The sequence below is a fragment of the Xanthomonas sacchari genome (assembly GCF_024266585.1).
Classification (GTDB): domain Bacteria; phylum Pseudomonadota; class Gammaproteobacteria; order Xanthomonadales; family Xanthomonadaceae; genus Xanthomonas_A; species Xanthomonas_A sacchari_C.
In genome coordinates this window covers 3,858,766-3,876,690 of sequence record NZ_CP100647.1, presented here as the reverse complement: position 1 = coordinate 3,876,690, position 17,925 = coordinate 3,858,766, and the positions used below count along the sequence as shown (strand labels likewise).

13 protein-coding genes are annotated in these 17,925 nt (G+C 68.7%); 6 read left to right on the top strand and 7 right to left on the bottom strand.

The annotated features are described in order from the left end of the window. Positions 1-359 precede the first annotated feature (359 nt). Positions 360-2,453, top strand: coding sequence for a tetratricopeptide repeat-containing diguanylate cyclase (locus NKJ47_RS16115; RefSeq protein WP_254458833.1), 2,094 nt, complete (start codon positions 360-362; stop codon positions 2,451-2,453). 268 nt (positions 2,454-2,721) lie between these two features. Then, entirely contained in the window at positions 2,722-3,018 is a 297-nt protein-coding gene (locus NKJ47_RS16110; protein ID WP_254458832.1) for an XAC0095 family protein, read from the top strand. A 164-nt stretch (positions 3,019-3,182) separates the two neighbouring features. Here the strand turns inward: NKJ47_RS16110 and NKJ47_RS16105 are convergent, their stop codons facing one another. The 5 genes from NKJ47_RS16105 to NKJ47_RS16085 form a co-directional block, all read right to left on the bottom strand. Next, positions 3,183-5,003, bottom strand: coding sequence for an XVIPCD domain-containing protein (locus NKJ47_RS16105; RefSeq protein ID WP_254458831.1), 1,821 nt, complete (start codon positions 5,001-5,003; stop codon positions 3,183-3,185). A 5-nt stretch (positions 5,004-5,008) separates the two neighbouring features. After that, positions 5,009-5,590, bottom strand: coding sequence for a hypothetical protein (locus NKJ47_RS16100; RefSeq protein WP_254458830.1), 582 nt, complete (start codon positions 5,588-5,590; stop codon positions 5,009-5,011). 21 nt (positions 5,591-5,611) lie between these two features. After that, positions 5,612-6,208: a hypothetical protein gene (locus tag NKJ47_RS16095; protein WP_254458829.1), complete on the bottom strand. Its 597-nt coding sequence runs from the start codon at positions 6,206-6,208 to the stop codon at positions 5,612-5,614. A 65-nt stretch (positions 6,209-6,273) separates the two neighbouring features. After that, a complete protein-coding gene (locus tag NKJ47_RS16090; RefSeq protein ID WP_254458828.1) occupies positions 6,274-6,696 on the bottom strand; it encodes a hypothetical protein in 423 nt (140 codons plus the stop codon). An 81-nt stretch (positions 6,697-6,777) separates the two neighbouring features. Further along, positions 6,778-7,038, bottom strand: coding sequence for a hypothetical protein (locus NKJ47_RS16085; protein ID WP_254458827.1), 261 nt, complete (start codon positions 7,036-7,038; stop codon positions 6,778-6,780). A 384-nt stretch (positions 7,039-7,422) separates the two neighbouring features. Here NKJ47_RS16085 and NKJ47_RS16080 point away from each other — a divergent pair, with 384 nt between their 5' ends. Further along, complete coding sequence (locus NKJ47_RS16080; RefSeq protein ID WP_254458826.1) at positions 7,423-8,064, top strand: HD domain-containing protein; 642 nt, start codon at positions 7,423-7,425, stop codon at positions 8,062-8,064. Positions 8,065-8,199: 135 nt separating this feature from the next. Continuing rightward, complete coding sequence (locus tag NKJ47_RS16075; RefSeq protein WP_254458825.1) at positions 8,200-10,725, top strand: excinuclease ABC subunit UvrA; 2,526 nt, start codon at positions 8,200-8,202, stop codon at positions 10,723-10,725. Positions 10,726-10,975: 250 nt separating this feature from the next. Here NKJ47_RS16075 and NKJ47_RS16070 read toward each other — a convergent pair whose 3' ends face one another. Beyond that, entirely contained in the window at positions 10,976-11,854 is an 879-nt protein-coding gene (locus tag NKJ47_RS16070; RefSeq protein ID WP_254461448.1) for an SDR family oxidoreductase, read from the bottom strand. A gap of 419 nt (positions 11,855-12,273) precedes the next feature. After that, positions 12,274-14,556 carry a glycoside hydrolase family 3 N-terminal domain-containing protein gene (locus tag NKJ47_RS16065; RefSeq protein WP_254458824.1) on the bottom strand — a complete coding sequence of 761 codons (2,283 nt, stop codon included), beginning with the start codon at positions 14,554-14,556 and terminating at the stop codon, positions 12,274-12,276. A 309-nt stretch (positions 14,557-14,865) separates the two neighbouring features. On the opposite strand from NKJ47_RS16065, the gene NKJ47_RS16060 reads away from it, so the two are divergent. Beyond that, positions 14,866-16,245 (top strand): DUF763 domain-containing protein, encoded by a 1,380-nt coding sequence (locus NKJ47_RS16060; protein WP_254458823.1) that lies wholly within the window; start codon positions 14,866-14,868, stop codon positions 16,243-16,245. Positions 16,246-16,621: 376 nt separating this feature from the next. Further along, on the top strand, positions 16,622-17,545 hold the full coding sequence (locus NKJ47_RS16055; RefSeq protein ID WP_254458495.1) for an IS110 family transposase: 924 nt from the start codon (positions 16,622-16,624) through the stop codon (positions 17,543-17,545). Positions 17,546-17,925: the final 380 nt, after the last annotated feature.

Here is a 17,925-nt window from a genome sequence, read left to right as displayed (position 1 = left end):
GCAACGCCGCGCTTCTCGCGCCTGAGTGCCCTCAGTTGGTGCGTCCTGTGCACCAAGTAGCTTCCAGGATGGGATGGAATTCAAGAACTCTGCCGCGCAGCCGATAGCAGGGCACGGGTCGGCGTCGCTGCACATGGGCAGCGGCACGCGGGGAACCAGATTGCGCCGGCAGCTGCCGCGCCCAGGACTCCGGCGTGCGCCGCGGCATCTTGGGGGAGAAGGCAGTGCGCAGTCGCTTGGTTTGGCAGTCGCTCGGTGCGCTGATGTGGTGGGGTGTGCTCGCGCCGTGCGCGGCGGCACAGACGACGTCGGCGCCCGCGTGCGCGCCAGCGCAGGCGTTGCCGGCCTGCGTGGCGGCCGTGCGCGTCGACGATCCGGCGGCCGCGCTGCGCATGGGCTTGCCGGCCTGGGACGCCGCGGCCGACAAGCAGGGCCTGGTTCCCCTCGGCCTGGAACTGGTGGATGCGGCGTCCGCCGCCGGCAAGCCGGAGACGGTGGTCGCCCTCGGCTCGGCCCTGCTCACCCAGCCGTTGTCGCCGCCGCAGCGGCTACGCCTGTTCAAGCAGCTCAACGGCGCCATCTGGCAGCCGCGCGACGCCACCCGCATCGCCGAACTCGAAGCCGACATGCGGCGGCTGGAGACGGAACTGCCTGGCGACCCGCACATTGCCGAACTGTGGCGGCAGTTGGCCGCGTCCTACTACCGGATGGGTGCGCAGGACGACGCCTCGCGCGTGGCCCGCATCGCCCTGTCCAAGGTGCGCAAGCATCCCGACCTGGTGGAGTACAACGCCAACCAGATCATCTTCATCGTGGCCTCGCAGCAGGGACGCATGCCCGATGCCATCGCTGCCCTGCTCGAGGTGGAGCGGGTGGGCAAGGCGCTGGGCAAACCGGACGATGCCGCCATGCTGCACAACGCCACCGCGGTGTTCATTTACGCCCACGAATGGGAGAAGGCGATCGCCTACGGCCAGCGCGCCCTTGCGGCGTACGACGCCAAGCCGCGCAAAGGACTGCCGCGCGCAGCCGTGCTCGGCAATCTGGGGTCGGCCTACGAAGGCGCCGACGAACTGCAGCGGGCCGAGGCCATCTATCGGCAGGCGCTGGCGGCGGCGCGCGCCGACGGCAATGCCTCGCTGATCGGGCCGCTCAACAACCTCGCAAACGTGCTGTCCCGTCAGCGTCGCCCGCAGGAAGCGTTGCCCTTGCTGCGCGAAGCGGCCGCACTGCTGGAGAATGCGGCGCACACGGGCGATCATGGCGACAACGGCGAAGGCGCCATCGTCTATTCCACCCTCGGCGCTGCCCTGGCCGACCTCGGCCAGCGCGAAGCCGCCGCCGCCGCGTTCGCGCGTTCGCGGCAATTGTTCGCGCTGTCGGACAACGTGACGCGGCGGCTGGAACTGTACCCGCGCATGATCGACAACCTCGATGCGCTCGGCCGCGACCGCGAGGCGCTGGCGCTGATGCGCGAATACAAGGCGGTCAACGACGAGGCGGTGAACGTCGAGTCCAAGACTCGCATCGCGCAGCTCGAATCGGCGGTGGACCTGGCGCGCAAGAACAGCGAACTGGCTGCGCTCGGCCGCACCCGCGCCGCCGAACAGGCCGCCTACGCGCAACTGCAGGCGCGCGAACAGCGCCAGCGCAGCGCGCTCTACGGCCTGTTGGCTGCGCTGCTGGCGCTGGCCGGCTTCTTCCTGCTCAAGGTGCGCGAAGGCCGCGTGCGCCGGCGCATCAACGCCGAACTGGCGCGCAAGAACGACGAGATCCAGACCCAGCACCACGAACTGGAACAGCTCACCGCCACCATCCGCCGCCAGAGCGAAGAGGACGCGCTCACCGGCCTGCGCAACCGCCGCTACGTCACCGCCTGGCTGCAGGCGCGCGAGGCCGCCGCGACGCCGGAGCGCACGCAGGAACCGCTGCTGATCGCGCTGCTGGATGTCGACCATTTCAAGCGCGTCAACGACCTGCACGGCCATGAAGGCGGCGACCACGCCCTGATGCACCTGGGCGATTTGCTGCGCGAGTGCGCACGCAGCACCGACATCATCGCCCGCTGGGGCGGCGAAGAATTCCTGTGGATCTGCCCCGGCGGCACCCTGGCCGACGCCCCGCGCCTGTTCCGCCGCCTGCGCGAACGCCTGCAGGCCGACCCGCTGGTGCGCCCGAGCGGGCGCATCACCCTCACCGTCTCGATGGGCGTGAGCCTGTTCCCCGCCCACCCCGGCGGCGACTGGCCGCTGAGCCTGCGCATCGCCGACGCCGCGCTGTACCGCGCCAAGCATGCCGGCCGCGACCGGTGGGTTGGGTTGACGTTGGAAGGTGTGGCGACTGATCTCGGTGCCGATGTGTCGCTGGAGGCACTGGAGGCAGAGGGGCGGCTGCGGCAGAGTGGGGGTGGGGGTGATGGGGTGGTGTTTGTGGCGGGGCAGGGGGTGGTGTGAGTTAGCGCTTAGAGGATTGCAAGATCAAAGCGGATCAAATGACGGAATTTACCTAGAAAGGGTAAAAAACTACCCATAATGGGAAGAGAATTTTCCATCTGGGTACTGCTCACTTCACAGACGCGGCCGATGCGATCTCTGCGTCGGGAGGGCGGTGAATACAACACCCGCATGGGGAATAAGCGCACCGGCTATACGCGGTTTCTAGCCTCCCGACTTCCCGTCCGCCATGGCGGTGGACGGCCACTTCATGGAAGGAGAGGCGACGATGTCGGAGTACAGAACGGACGCCCTTGAAATGGCGGGCTATTTTCTGCCCGAAGAGAGCCAATTCCGGCTGGTGCGGGGGGGCGATTTCATCAAGTTCCCCGCACGGCTGGCAGAGCCACGCAGCGTGGCCGAAGAATGCGAGGCCGCACCGAAGGTGCGTGCGGGAGAAATGGCGGTGTGCATGGAACTGCTCGCGGAGCAGCTGGACATGGTGCTCCGCGAAGTGTCGTGGCCGGCGCAGCGTCAGTCCCCGCATCAGGCACAGCGCTATGCAGCCGATAGCAGGGCGCCATGATAGATGCTCGTCGGCGGTAGGCGAGTTGCTATTCGCTCTTGCGTGCGATTTCTGTTCGATGGAGTTGAAGCTGTCGTGCAGCCCGTCGCTCGCGGCTGCCAGCATCGCCGTAGCTGGTCCGATGCCGCGCCCGCGCTGGCGCAGGATAGGCGGGCTTGCGGCACCTACATCAAACGTACCGGCGCCGATTGCGCTTGCACAGTCTCCTGCTGTTGGCTGCGCTGCATTTCCTCTGACCTTGCTTGTTGCTGTACCGCCTCCAACTGCGCGAAGCGCTGCTCCGCCGGCAACGCGAGCGCGTCCTGCATGGGCATGTGCGCGCGGTGCGCGGCGGGATCGGGCGATAGGTGGCCGGTGCGCCACAGGTGCACCACCTCGCCGCTCCCCAGGGTGGCGGTAGGCGTGTTGGAGGCGATCTTCAGGTCGTCCCTTGCGGTGAAGCCCTTTTCGCCTGCCAGCAGCAACAGGCTCGCGCTCAGTCGCTCGCTGTTCTCGTCCCACGGTTTGCCGGCTTGTCGATCCAGCCCGCGCACGCCTTCGCGGATCTTCTCGAATAAGGGGGTGTCGGGATGTGCAGGATCGCCCGGTTGGGCATGTCCTGTCGGCGGCAGATCAAGCTCGGGCGTCGGACTGATGTGCTGGTGCGAGTCCCGGGTGTGTTGCAGCAGTCCCCGCGTTGGCGGGGTGGTGCTGGTATCCCAGTATTCCTGCGGCGTGGCCGCAGTGGCCTGCGGCAAGGTGATGCCGTTGCGCTCCAGCAAGGTCTCGTTGAAGTGCAGGCGCTGCATGTTCAGATGCATTTGCGGCGCGACGCCGCCGACCGGGTGCGCATAGGCGCGATCGATCGCAATCGCGCGGCTCACGGCGCCGGCGCCGTAGTAATTGGGGTAGTCCGAGTCGCCGTGGTAGCCGATGCTGGTCGTCTGACTTGGCGACAGACCGGGAGTGCCCTTTGGGCTTTTGTCGAAGTAGTAGCTGGCTTCTGTGGCGATGTTCCCGGGTGTCATCGGGAGCGAACCGTCGGTATTGAAGGTCAAGCCCGGCTTTGCTTGGGCTTGCCTGATGTTGGACGGGTTGGGCTCGACAAAGTCATCCAGACGGCTATTGCGAAGCGTCATCATCGACGTCAGGTCTGCACCGGGATTGCGCTGCTTCACCCTGTCCAGCAAGGCGTTCCATCCTGCAATCTGGGCTTTGGCTTCGTCTTGCCGGTTGCTTCCGACCAACTGTTCAACCGCCAATGTGTAGTCGTTGATCGGGTTGTTGTCTCTGGCGATGACCTTGGCTGCTTCGTCGAACTGCCGATAGGCAGCGGCCATACTGACTTGATTGAAGGCATGCTGTGTCTCGTGTCCCAACACAAACGTCAGGTCCGTGGCGTCGTACCGATTGAACTGGCTGGGTGGCTGCCCCAGTGTGGTGGGTGGGATGCTCATCGTCTTGTCGGCAGGATTGAACGTACCGCCTGCGACGGTTCCGCTGAGTGGCGCGAAATTCTCAAGCAACATGCGCCGTTGACCGTCGGGACTGGTGTTGCTATCGACCGTGGTTACCGCCCGCTGCATTTCATTTGCCAGTGTGGGCGAACTGTTGATCGTTGCTTGCAGGTTGGTGACCATGTCCTGGGTCACGGGCTGGCTTTGCTGGTGGGCGTCTACATAAGTGCTGTGGGCGAAACGTACGCTCATTTCCTGTAGGCGCAGAGATCCGCGCAACGCTTCGGCAGCGGCCGGTCCGGGCTCGAGGGCCGGGAGGGTGACGACGCCGGACGCCTTGTCGTAAGACCCGGTCAAGGTTTCCGAACCGCTCGGGCCCAAGGCAAACCCAGTCAGATGACCATTGGCGGCTGCCTGGTTGAGGCGCTGTGTGAGATCCCGGTCTGCGGTGATTGTTGCGCGTAATTTCGCTTCTTGATCGGCGGTCACTCCCGGCTGGTTGGCAAACCGAGCCAAGGTGGCCTCTAACTGAGCGTTGACGTTTGCCACTACGGTCACTCCCCAAATTTCTGGATGCTGATCGCTTTGACGCAGGTCGAATTTGGGTGCTGGGGGACGATCTGAACATGCATGTTGTTGCGGCTGTAGTGCAGCGCCACGAGCCCGCCGATCTCGTTTTGCGTACTGGGCCTGGTACTGAACCCCGCCGCCTTCAGGGCGTGGTCGTATTCCTCAAGGCCAAGGTCGCAAGGGGGATTGCTTTCATCGGCTGAATTGGTCGCCTTGATCAGTTCAATCGTTACGTTCGAGTATTCGTGAAGTTCGCTGTCCAAGTTGTATGTTATTCCGTATTGCCACTTCCCATCTGGCAATTTGAGTGCATAAGCCCCCGATTTTTCGTCTCCCTCGAAGGTCGCTCCAATGGCGGACTGAATCGATTTCGCCGATAGATCGTTGAAATTCTGCGTGCTCTCGATCATCGATAGGAAGCGATGTCCAAGATCGGCTGCAGTCATTTCATTATTCGAGTTCATGTATCTTCCTTGGCTTGTGTTGGCTGCCAGGCCAGTGGTTGCACAGGAGGTTGAACAAACGGTTAGCGCCAAGGCGAGTAAGATTTTTTCAATTCTTTTCATGCTATGTACTCCTCCCTGGCGTCACTGCGAAAGTGGATGCATCGCATGCCGAATTAGACCATCATGCCCCAGCCTCTTGGGTGCGTGATACCGCAGTTCCTCGGTGCCTTCCGGCGACAGCATACGGTTGCCAATGCCCGGTTCAAGTCGTCCAGGGAAGCGCTGCACAGGCACGTCCATCAGTTCGCCGAAGGTGCGGTAGGCGGAGTTGCTGTTGACGGTCTTGCCGAAGACCTTGAAGCCGTAGTTCGGATAGTCGCGGTCCTGCGCGTTGAGTTCCGGCACGGCGCGCACCGTGGTGTTCCAGCGTTCCAGGATCTCGTGCTTGTCGCCGGTGGCGACCGTGCGCGCCGGTTGGTCGTCGCGGATGTAGGTGGTGCTGTCGACTTTCTCGCCGATGGAGTGGGCGTAGGCGGGATCGTGCGGGTAGTGCCAGGCGCGCAGCGAGTGCCGGGTGGCGTCGGTGCCGATCGGGATGGCCTGGCCGGTCTGGCGGTCAGTCGCCAGGCCATGCAGTTCCGCCACGGCCTTGCCGTATTCGTCGCGCAGTACCCAGAAGGCGTGGCCGGCGATGCCGATGACGCCGAGCGAGCGGGCTTCGATGGCGTAATTGGGCATGGTCGTGTCCTTCCTTGGTCGATATGAAGGAAGCGGGGATCAGAACCGCCTTGTTTCGGGGGGACTCAGTGTGGTTGCGTGGCGACGCAGCGACCCAGTGCGGTCTTAAGATCCTGCATCGCCTTGTCGACGCCAAGGTCGACGAAATAGGCGCCGGCGCCCTTGAGCGCGAGCTTGGCCTGGTTGGCGCCCGGCGGCCGCTCGAGGCGCAGGCGAAAGCCACTGCGGTTCGTTTCGGGGAAGTCGCCCGACTCCAGGATGCCCTTGGCCGGGTCTTCGCGGGTGACCTTGGGCCAGGAACTGCTGGTCTCGGACAGGGTGGCGATGCTGGATTCGGCGCAATCGAACAGGCGCTGGTTGGGCAGGTCGGCCGGTACGCTGAGGACCGCCGAGGCCATGGGCGTCCTGCGGGCGGCAGCGGGCAGGCTGCATGCGCTGGCGAGGAGCGCCAGGCCGGCGAATTGGGTGATGCGGCGCCATGGCGTCATGGGGACGTTCCTTGCGTGGGCGGCGGCGAGCTTCCTGCTCGGCACACTAGTAGGCCGAATGCGCCTTGTATCGCTGCGCCGTCAGCGCCGTGCGCGGCGCCACGCGATCAGCGCCACTGCGGCTAAGGCGGCGACGGTACCGACCGCGGCGACCTGCGCCGCGCGCTTGGTGCGTTGTTCGCGCAGGCGCAGCGCTTCGTCGCCTACTTCGGCTTCGGCCAGCGGTGAGCGGTACACGCTATGTGCGGCGGCGCGGCTGGAGATGGCGGCGCGGCGTGCCGGCGGGGTGGGGGCGCTGTCGGTGGCGGTATCGTCCACGGCGTGGGCGGTGCGGGTGGTCATGGCGGTTAGCATCCTCGGCGCTGCGTTCATGCGTGTCTGTCGATCGAGCGGTCGGTTGGGACAGGCCGCTCCATCTTTCCAAGCACCACGTTAACGCGGTGCGGGGGAAAAGTAATGTGCAGGCGCTGCGGCATGGCGGCGTGCAGGGCAAGCGCTCGGATGCGGCACGTCGGCTGCGTGCGTGGGTTGCCAGCGGTGCGGTGCGTACAGGCGGCCGTTCAGCGCCAGCTCCGGCACGTCGGCCATGGCGTGGCCGATCGAGCGGCCCGCGCCGCCGTGTCGGGGGCGGGAACACTTGAACGGGCGCCATGCCCGCGATCGCCTCCACGCCCGCAGCTCGGCCAGTTTGGCGATAATGCCGGCCTGTTCCGTCAGGATCGCCGCATGACCGCTCTCACCGAACGTTACGCGCGCGCCGTGGACTACGCGCGCATCGCCCATGCCGGCCAGTTCCGCAAGGGCGGCACGGTGCCGTATCTGAGCCACGTGCTGGGCGTGTCGACGCTGGTGCTGGAGGCCGGCGGCGACGAGGACCAGGCGATCGCGGCGCTGCTGCACGACGTGGTGGAGGATTGCGGCGCCGGGCACGAGGCGGTGATCCGCGCGCAGTTCGGCGAGGCGGTGGCGGACATGGTGATGGCCTGTACCGACGCCACGGCCGAACGCAAGGCCGCGCAGACCGACGTGCCGGCCAAACGCCGCGACTGGCGCATCCGCAAGCAGGCGTATCTGGCGCATCTGGCCGAGGCGCCGGACGCGGTGCTGCTGGTGTCGGCCTGCGACAAGCTCTACAACGCGCGCAGCATCGTCGCCGACCTGGAAGACCCCGAGGTCGGCACGGCGGTGTTCGATCGCTTCACCGCCGGCCGCGACGGCACGCTGTGGTACTACCAGGCGCTGCATGCGATCTACGCCGAGCGCGGCGTGGCGGTGTTGCGCGCTTTCACCAGCGCGGTGACGCGGATGCAGACACTGGCTGCGCGCGACGAGGACACCGACACGCTGGCGGCGCCTGCGTTGGGCTAAGCCTATCTCAGCGGCTGCGGCGCGCCATTCGTGCGCCGACGGCGGGCGGTACACGCCGCAGCGTAGCCGCCGCGACGCGCTCATGCCGGCCGACCGGCTAAGCTTGCGCGCTCCTTCGCGTTGCCGGTCCTGCCCATGTCCTCGCCTTCCGCTTCCGCCGCTTCCGCCGCTTCCGGCTTCGTGCGTGTCCGCGGCGCGCGCGAGCACAACCTCAAGGACGTGGACGTCGAGCTGCCGCGCGATGCGCTGGTGGTGTTCACCGGGGTGTCGGGCTCGGGCAAGTCGTCGCTGGCGTTCGGCACGCTGTTCGCCGAGGCGCAGCGCCGCTACCTGGATTCGATCTCGCCGTATGCGCGGCGCCTGATCGACCAGGCCGGCGTGGCCGACGTGGACGCCATCGACGGCCTGCCGCCGGCGGTGGCGCTGCAGCAGCATCGCGGTGCGCCGAGCACGCGTTCGTCGGTGGGCAGCGTCACCACCATCTCCAACTCGCTGCGCATGCTGTACTCGCGCGCCGGCACATATCCGCCGGGGCAGGGCATCATCCACGCCGACGGTTTCTCGCCGAACACACCGGCCGGCGCCTGCCCCACCTGCCACGGGCTGGGACGCATCTACGACGCCACCGAGGCGTCGATGGTGCCGGACCGTTCGCTGAGCATCCGCGAGCGCGCGGTGGCGGCGTGGCCGCCGGCCTGGCATGGGCAGAACCTGCGCGACATCCTCACCACGCTCGGCCACGATGTCGACGTGCCGTGGGCGAAGCTGCCGAAGAAGACCCGCGACTGGATCCTGTACACCGACGAGCAACCGACCGTGCCGGTGTATCCCGGCTTCAGCCTGGCCGAGACCCAGCGCGCGCTAAAGCGCAAGCAGGAGCCGGCGTACATGGGCACCTTCAGCAGTGCGCGCCGCTACGTGCTGCACACCTTCGCCAGCACGCAAAGCGCGCTGATCAAGAAGCGCGTGGCGCAGTACCTGATCAGCACCGCGTGCCCCAGCTGCGACGGCAAGCGGTTGCGCCGCGAGGCGCTGGCGGTGACCTTCGCCGGGCTGGACATCGGCGCACTGTCGCAGCGCCCGCTCGGCGAGGTGGCCGAGCTGTTGCGGCCCGCGGCGGAAGGCCGCATGCAGGGCCGTTCGCGACATCCGGAGCAGGCGCTGGCCGCGCAGCGCATCGCCCAGGACCTGCTGGCGCGGATCCAGGTGGTGGAGGCGCTGGGGCTGGGCTACCTGACGCTGGAGCGCAGCACGCCGACGCTGTCGCCCGGCGAGCTGCAGCGGCTGCGCCTGGCCACGCAGATCCGTTCGCAACTGTTCGGCGTGGTCTACGTGATGGACGAGCCGTCGGCGGGCCTGCATCCGGCCGACACGCAGGCGCTGCTGGGCGCGTTGGACCAGCTCAAGGGCGCGGGCAATTCGCTGTTCGTGGTGGAGCACGAGATCGACGTGATCCGGCATGCCGACTGGATCGTCGATGTCGGTCCCGGTGCCGGCGAGCACGGCGGGCGGGTGCTGTACAGCGGTCCGCCGGCCGGGTTGGCGCAGGTGCAGGCCTCGTCCACGCGCCGCTACCTGTTCGCCGAGCCGCAGGCCGCCGCGCATGCGCCGCGCATGCCCGAGGGCTGGCTGCAGTTGCGCCAGGTCAGCCGCAACAACGTGGTCGCGCTGGACGTGGACATCCCGCTGGGCGTGTTCACCACCGTCACCGGCGTGTCCGGCTCCGGCAAGTCCTCGCTGGTCAGCCAGGCGTTGGTGGAATTGCTGGGCACGCAACTGGGGCAGACGCCCGCCGAGGCGGAGGAGGAACTGGATCCGCTGGAGCGCGGCGCGCGCGTCGCCACCGATGGCTACATCGCCGATGGCCTGCAGCATGTGCGACGGTTGGTGCAGGTGGACCAGGTGCCGATCGGGCGCACGCCGCGCTCCAACCTGGCGACCTACACCGGCCTGTTCGACCACGTGCGCAAGCGCTTTGCGGCCACGCCGGCGGCGCGCAAGCGCAAGTACGACGCGGGGCGCTTTTCGTTCAACGTGGCCAAGGGCCGCTGCGACACCTGCGAAGGCGAGGGCGCGGTGAGCGTGGAATTGCTGTTCATGCCCAGCGTGTATGCGCCGTGCCCCACCTGCCATGGCGCGCGCTACAACGCCAAGACGCTGGAGATCGAATTGCGTGGCCACAACATTGCGCAGGTGCTGCGCATGACCGTGGCGCAGGCACTGGCGTTCTTCGCCGACGACGCGGCGATCGCGCGGCCGCTGCAGGTGCTGGTGGATGTGGGCCTGGGCTACCTGCGGCTGGGCCAGCCGGCCACCGAGCTGTCCGGCGGCGAGGCGCAGCGCATCAAGCTGGCCACCGAACTGCAGCGCGCGCAGCGCCGCGGCACCGTGTACGTACTGGACGAGCCCACCACCGGCCTGCATCCGGCCGACGTGGACACGCTGCTGCGGCAGTTGCACGGGCTGGTGGAGGCGGGCAACACGGTGGTGGCGGTGGAGCACGACATGCGCGTGGCCGCGGCCAGCGACTGGATCATCGACATGGGGCCGGGAGCGGGCGGGGCGGGTGGCAAGGTGGTTGCAGCCGGTGTGCCGGAAGCGGTGGCAGGGCAGGCGGACAGTCGCACGGCGCCGTTCCTGGCGGCGGAGTTGGTGGGGTGATGGCCGATGCGCGATTGCTCATGGCCTTTGCCTGGTCCGATGCCACGAGGCGTCTGCAGGATCAACTGTCATACCGCGACGAACAAGGCCTTCCGTGTACCTGACCTTGGAAGGCGTCGGGACTGAAGTCCCTCCCACAGTGCACTCAGGCAACGCAGCGCAGGTTTCTGCAGGAGCGGCTCCGGATGGCCGCAAGGCCACGTAGAACCGCTCCCACATGAGGCCTCATGTCGCATCGATCATCAGCACCTCAACCCACGTTGCCGCGCCCGCCGACGCTGCTGAACACGCTGCCGGTGGTGAAGCTGGATTCCTGCGAGGCGAGCAGCACGTAGATCGGGGCGATCTCCGCCGGCTGCCCGGGGCGGCCGGTGGGGCCGTCGGCGCCGAAGGTCTTGAGCTTGTCCATGAACTGCCCGCCGCTGGGCTGCAGCGGCGTCCAGTACGGCCCCGGCGCGACCGCGTTGACGCGGATGCCCTTGGGGGCCAGTTGCTTGGCCAGGCTCTTGGTGAAGCTGACGATGCCGCCCTTGGTGGTGGCGTAGTCGAGCAGCGATTCGGGCGGATCGTCGGCGACGATCGAGGCGGTGTTGATGATCGCCGCGCCCGCCGGCAGGTGCGGCAAGGCGGCGCGGGTCACCCAGAACAGCGCGTAGAGGTTGGTCTTGAGCGTGTCGTCCAGTTGCTGGTCGTCGATGTCCAGCAGGGACTTCTGCGCGGTCTGGCGCGCGGCGTTGTTGACCAGGATGTCCAGGCCGCCGAGCTGTTGCACCGCCTGCGCGACCAGTTGCTTGCAGAATGCGGCGTCGCGCAGGTCGCCGGGGATGGCCACCGCCTTGCGCCCGGCCGCGCGGATCAGCGCGACCACCTCGCGCGCGTCGGGTTCTTCCTGCGGCAGGTAGTTGATCGCCACGTCCGCGCCCTCGCGGGCGAAGGCGATCGCCGCGGCGCGGCCGATGCCCGAGTCGCCGCCGGTGACCAGCGCCTTGCGCCCGGTCAGGCGCCCGGAGCCGACATAGCTGCGCTCGCCATGGTCGGGCACCGGCACCATCTTCGAGGCCAGTCCGGGCCATTCCTGCTTCGGCGTATCGAACGGCGGGCGCGGATACTGCGTGCGCGGGTTCTGCATCGGCGGGCGGGCGGCGCCGGCGCCGGTGGCGCCCGCGGGCTGCGCGCTGGCGCCAGCGGACATGGCCAGTGCGCCGCCGGCGGCCAGGCCGCTGCCGAGGGCGCCGAGCGCGCGACGGCGGCCGGCGGAGTGGTCGGGATCGTGATCGTGCATGGCGCGGCTCCTGATAGGGGGGAGGACGCGGTGGCGCGCTTCGCGGGCGCCGCCGGTGCGGCGTCGTCTGCGCATGCGCTGCGGATGCGATGGATCGAGTGCGCGCAGCGCGAGGTCGCGGCAGACGACGTCCCCATCTGAGCGTTGCGCGCGGCAGCAGCGCGTGAGCGCGCAGTGCCGATGACGTGAAGCGCCGGCTGGGTCTCTGCCGCTCAGGCTGCGATGGCGGCCTGAGCGGTCGCCATCGTCACCCGCCGCGCTGCCGATCAGCCGAGCAGTTCGAAACTGGCCGACAGCCCCGGCGCTTGCGCCGAAGGCGCCACCCACAGGTCGAACTGCCCCGGCTCCACCGTCGGCTTGAGCGCCTGGCCGATAAACAGCAGGTCCTCGCGGCGCAGCACGAATTCCACGCTGGCGCTGCCACCGGCCGGCACCGCCACCTTGCGGAAATCCTTCAGCTCGCGCACCGGGCGGGTGATGCTGGCGCTGCGGTCGCGCACGTACAGCTGCACCACTTCCTCGGCGTCGCGCTGGCCGCGGTTGTGGATGCGCGCGGCGATCTTCAGCGTGCCGCCGGCGGCCAGCCGCGGCGCACTCAAGGTCAGCTCGCCGTACTCGATGCGGCCATAGGTGAGGCCATGGCCGAACGGGAACAGCGCGGTGTTGGAGACCGTGCGGTAGTGGGTGGTGAACGGGGTCAGCGCGTTCGGGCGCGGATCCGGGCGGCCGGTGGGCTTGTGCGCGTAGTAGTACGGCGACTGCCCCGATTCGTGCGGGAAGCTCACCGGCAGGCGCCCGGAGGGGCCGTGCACGCCGAACAGGATGTCGGCCAGGGCCGGGCCGGAGGCCGAGCCGAGGAACCAGCTGACCAGGATCGCGGGCGCGTCCAGCACCGCGCCGTCCAGCACCAGTGCGCGGCCATTGCTGAGCACCACCACCACCGGCGTGCCGGTGGCCGCCACCGCCGCCAGCAGCGACTGCTGCACGCCGGGGATGACGATCTCGGTGCGCGACTGCGCTTCGCCGGAGTAGCGCAGCGGCTCGCCGATCGCCAGGATCGCCACGTCGGCGGCGGTCGCCGCCGCCACCGCGGCCTGCACGCCGCCCGGCAGCGCGCGCTCGAACGTGCAGCCTTCCACCACCTGCAACGCGGCCGGATCGGCCAGTTGCGCGCGCAGTGCGGTGGCCAGGTCGTTGCCGCTGTCGTCGCCGCCGAACAAGGTCCATGGGCCGGCGCTGTCCACCCAGTTGTTGGCCATCGGCCCGATCAGCGCGATGCGCTGGCCCTGGCGCTTGAGCGGCAGCAGCTCGCCCTCGTTCTTCAGCAGCACCACCGATTTGCGCGCGGCCTCGTGTGCCAGCGCCAGCGTCTCCGGGCGCCGCTGCCGCGCCTGCGCGCGCTCGGGCACGATGCGCAGGAACGGATCGTCGAACAGGCCCAGCGCGGCCTTGAAGCGCAGCACGCGGCGCACCGCAGCGTCCAGCCGCGCCATCGGCACCGCGCCGGCGGCGACCAAGCCGGGCAGGTGCTGCAGGTACAGCCCGCTCTGCATGCTGATATCCACCCCGGCCAGGAACGCCAGCCGCGCCGCGTCGCGCGCATCGCGGGCGTAGCCGTGCGCGACCAGTTCGAGGTCGCCGGTGTAGTCGGACACCACCAGGCCGCTGTAGTTCCATTCGCCGCGCAGCACCTGGCTCAACAGCCAGGTATTGGCGGTGGCAGGAACGCCGGACAACTCGTTGAAGGAGGCCATGGTGGTCACCGCGCCGGCCGCGAACGCGGACTGGAACGGCGGGAAATACACCTCGCGCAGGGTGCGTTCGGAGATGTCGACGGTGTTGTAGTCCAGGCCGGCCTCGGCGGCGCCGTAGGCGGCGAAGTGCTTGGCGCAGGCGGCCAATGCGTCGGCGTGGTCGATGCCCTCGCCCTGGAAGCCGCGCACGCGTGCTTCGGCGAAACGCCGGCCCAGCAGCACGTCCTCGCCGCTGCCTTCCACGCCGCGGCCCCAGCGCGCATCGCGGGCGATGTCGACCATCGGTGCGAAGGTCCAGTCGATGCCGACCGCGCTGGCCTCCAGCGCGGCGGCGCGCGCGGTGCGCTGCGCCAGTTCCGGCTCGAAGCTGGCGGCTTCGCCCAGTGGCACCGGGAACACGGTGGTGAAGCCGTGGATCACGTCGGCGGCGAACAGCAGCGGGATCTGCAGCCGGCTCTCCAGCCCGGCCTGTTGCAGCTGCTGGTGCCAGCGCACGTTGGAGCCGTTGAAGATGCCGGTCAGGCGCCCGGCGCGCGCGGCAGCCAACTGACCCTCGGCGGTGGGCCGCACGCTGACCGGGTTGGCCGCGGCGGCCGCGTCGGTCTGTTGCGCCGAACCGAACAGGGTCAGTTGCCCGGCCTTTTCTTCCGGCGTCATCCGCGCGATCAGCGCATCGATGAAGGCCGGTGTCTTCGCCGACGCACGCGGCAGGGCCAGGCCCATCGGCACCTGCGACAGCAACGCGAACGAACCGGCGCCGAGCAACAGCCCGCGCCGCGTGGTACGAAACGCCATAGCAAAGCTCCCCTTCCGCTCTGCGGTAACGCTACCCCATGGCGCTCGGAAAGCTGTGACGCAGTGCACGATGGTGGGCAGGCCGATGCGTCCTGAAGTCGGGGCTGAAGCGCCTCCCACAATGCGTCTCCCTGCGTCTTTAGGAGCGGCGTCAGCCGCGACGGGCGTGACCGATCAAGTACGGTCACGCCGATTCGACATGTCTTGCGCATCGCCCAGCACTGAACCGCTCAGCCTGCGTCCGCCCGCCGGCTCGCGCGGTGAGACCGGCACTGGCTACCCTGGTGCACCGCCCTTCTCGGAGCCCCCATGAGCCGACGTTCCGGCAGCGCCGATCTGCCCCTGCACGGCGGCCGTGTGCCGCACTGGCTGGGCGAGCGGATGACCCGGCTCGGTGCGGTGATGTGCCAGGCCATCGTGCACAGTTACGGCCGCGACGAGCTGCTGCGGCGGCTGGCGCATCCGTTCTGGTTCCAGTCGCTGGGCGCGGTGATGGGCATGGACTGGCATTCCTCCGGCATCACCACCAGCGTGCTGGGTGCGCTCAAGCGCGGCCTGGCGCCGCTGTCCGGCGAACTGGGCATCCATGTCTGCGGCGGCCGCGGGCGGCATTCGCGGGCCACGCCGGACGAACTGCAGGCGGTGGGCGAGCGCACCGGTCTGGACGGTGCGGACCTGGCGCGGGTCAGCCGCCTGGTGGCCAAGGTCGACAGCGCCGCGGTGCAGGATGGTTTCGATTTGTATCTGCATGGCTTCATCGTCAGCGACGACGGGCGCTGGGTGGTGGTGCAGCAGGGCATGCACGGCGCGCGCAAGCAGGCGCGGCGCTACCACTGGCTGTCGGAGGGCCTGAGCAGCTTCGTCGACGCCCCGCATGCGGCGATCGACGGCCCGCGCCAGGGCCGCATCGTCAATCTCGCCGATCATCGCGCCGCGGCGGCGCGGGCGGCGCAGGTGGACCTGCTGCAGACGCTGGCGCCGGAGCGTATCGCCCGCGAATACGCCGCGCTGGAGGCCGCGCAGACACCGGTGGCGGCTGCGCCGGCCCGCGCCACGCCGCGTTGTGGCGACACCGCCTCGGCCGCCGATGCCTTGTTCGCGGAGACCGGCGACCTGTTCGCGCCGGCCGCCGCCGCGCTGCCCGAGCGCCGGCCCGCCGACCTGCCGCATCTGTCGCTGCCCGACCATCACGACGTGCGCGGCAGCGACGTCGTGGTGCGGCGGCTGCATGGCGCGCTGGCCGCTGCCGCCGACTGCGGACCGCGCGACTTCGCCGACCTGCTGCAGGTGCCGGGCGTCGGCGCGCGCACCGTGCGCGCGCTGGCGCTGGTCGCCGAGGTGCTGCACGGCGCGCCGTGCCGTTTCAGCGATCCGGCGCGGTTCTCGCTGGCCCATGGCGGCAAGGACCGCCATCCGTTCCCGGTGCCGACACGGGTCTACGACCACACCATCGGCGTGCTCAAGACCGCCGTGGCGCAAGCCAAGCTGGGCCGCGAGGAGAAGCTGCAGGCGATCCGCCGCCTGGACGCGCAAGCGCGCCTGCTCGAACCGACCGCGCGCGGTCCATCGGTGGAGGACTACATCGCCGAGGAGCGCGCGCAGTCGCACGCCTTTGGCGGGCGCAGCGTGTTCGGCTGGGAGCCGGCGCCGGCGGCTGCCGCGGAGCGGCGCGCCGCACGCGCGACCTGAGGGGCGCTCCAACCCGGCGCTTTCGCCGCACCTGAGCAGGTGTGGGTGGTCCTGCAGAAGCGGCATCAGGGCACCGCTGATGACGCCGGGGCGTGTGCTGTAGGAGCGGCTTCAGCCGCGACGGGCGTTCCCGGTAAAGCTCCGTCGCGGCTGAAGCCGCTTGTGTCAAATGAGGGTCTATCGTTGTAGGTGAGAGCGGAGTGCGGCAGGCCGTTTAGCCGCAGTGCCAGCAAGCACGAGTAGGAGTCAGCGCCGCCGCACCCCGTATCTCCTGCCTCATCAGCCCGAACAGTTGCCCGAGTCGCGAGCTCGAACTCCACAAGCATGGGCATCGGCAGGAGTGCTCTCGTTCCTGAGTCTACTGCGGAGAACGTCTATGCGGCGCTATGTCGGGATCGATGTATCCAAGGCCGAACTGGTCATTCATGTCCTGCCGGACGAGCAGGCCTGGACCCAACCCAATACGCCACAGGGGCAGCGTGCGCTGGCCCAACGCCTGGCGGCGCTGGGCTGCGAGCGGATCGTGCTGGAAGCCAGTGGCGGCTACGAACATGCCGTGCTGCAGGTACTCCGAGAGGCGGACCTGCCGGCAGTGCGGATGGCCGCCGATCGTCCGCGCAAGCTAGCCCAAGCCTTGGGCCTGCAGGCCAAGACCGACGCCCTGGACGCGCGCCTGCTGGCCATCGCCGCCCAGCACATCCCGGCCACGCCCACGACCGTGGTGCCCGAGCATCTTCAGTCCCTGCGCGAACTGCTGGACCTACGCGCCACCCTGGTGGGCCAGCGCGATGCCCATCGGCGGCGCCTGGAGCACATCACCAGCGCCAAGGTGCAACGCCGCTGCCGAGAGGTGGTCGCCCTGCTGAACCAGCAGATCCAGACATTGACGCAGGAGATCGAGCAGCAGGGCAAGACCTGCTCGAGCTTGCCCAAGGTGCCTGGGCTCGGCACGATCCTGCGCGCGGTCCTGGCCGCGCGGTTGCCAGAGCTGGGCACGCTGCCGCCACGCAAGCTCGCCGCCCTGGTCGGGCTGGCCCCGTTCAATCACGACAGCGGCTGCTGGAAAGGCCAACGTCGCATCAAAGGCGGCCGTGCCGACGTGCGAGGCGTGCTGTACATGGCCACCTGGGCCAGCATCCGCGCCAAATCCCCCTTGGCCAACACCTACGCGCGCTTGCGCGCGGCCGGCAAGCCGGCCAAGGTCGCCATCGTCGCCTGCATGCACAAGTTCCTGCGCTGGCTCAATGCCATCGCGCGCGATCAGGCCCCGTACGCTCCTCCGGTTATCGCTGGGGCATGACAGTTGACTCCTACAGGAACGCTGCATCCGGCGTGAGCGTGGCGGATGCAGGTGATTGGAAATGCCCTTCAGAGGCGATGGGCGTTCGCGGTGGCGCCTGTCGCGGCCGAAGCCGTTTCTACGAGGCGCTGTTGTGGTCGATGGAAATGCCGGTGAGCGCGTGGCGAGGGGGCGGCTGGAGCAGGGCCGGGATCTCTTGTCTCCCATGGGGCGCTGGCTCGCCCGGGCTGGACCGCGCTTGCCGTCGCCTTCGCTTGCGCTCCGCCTCGGCGCTGCGCCCCGCGGTCCGCCCGTTCGACGGTTCGCCCGTATCATGGCAGCCACGGCGCACTGCGTCGGTGGCCCCAAACGACGCGTACGCCGAAGGACGTTCCTCCCAG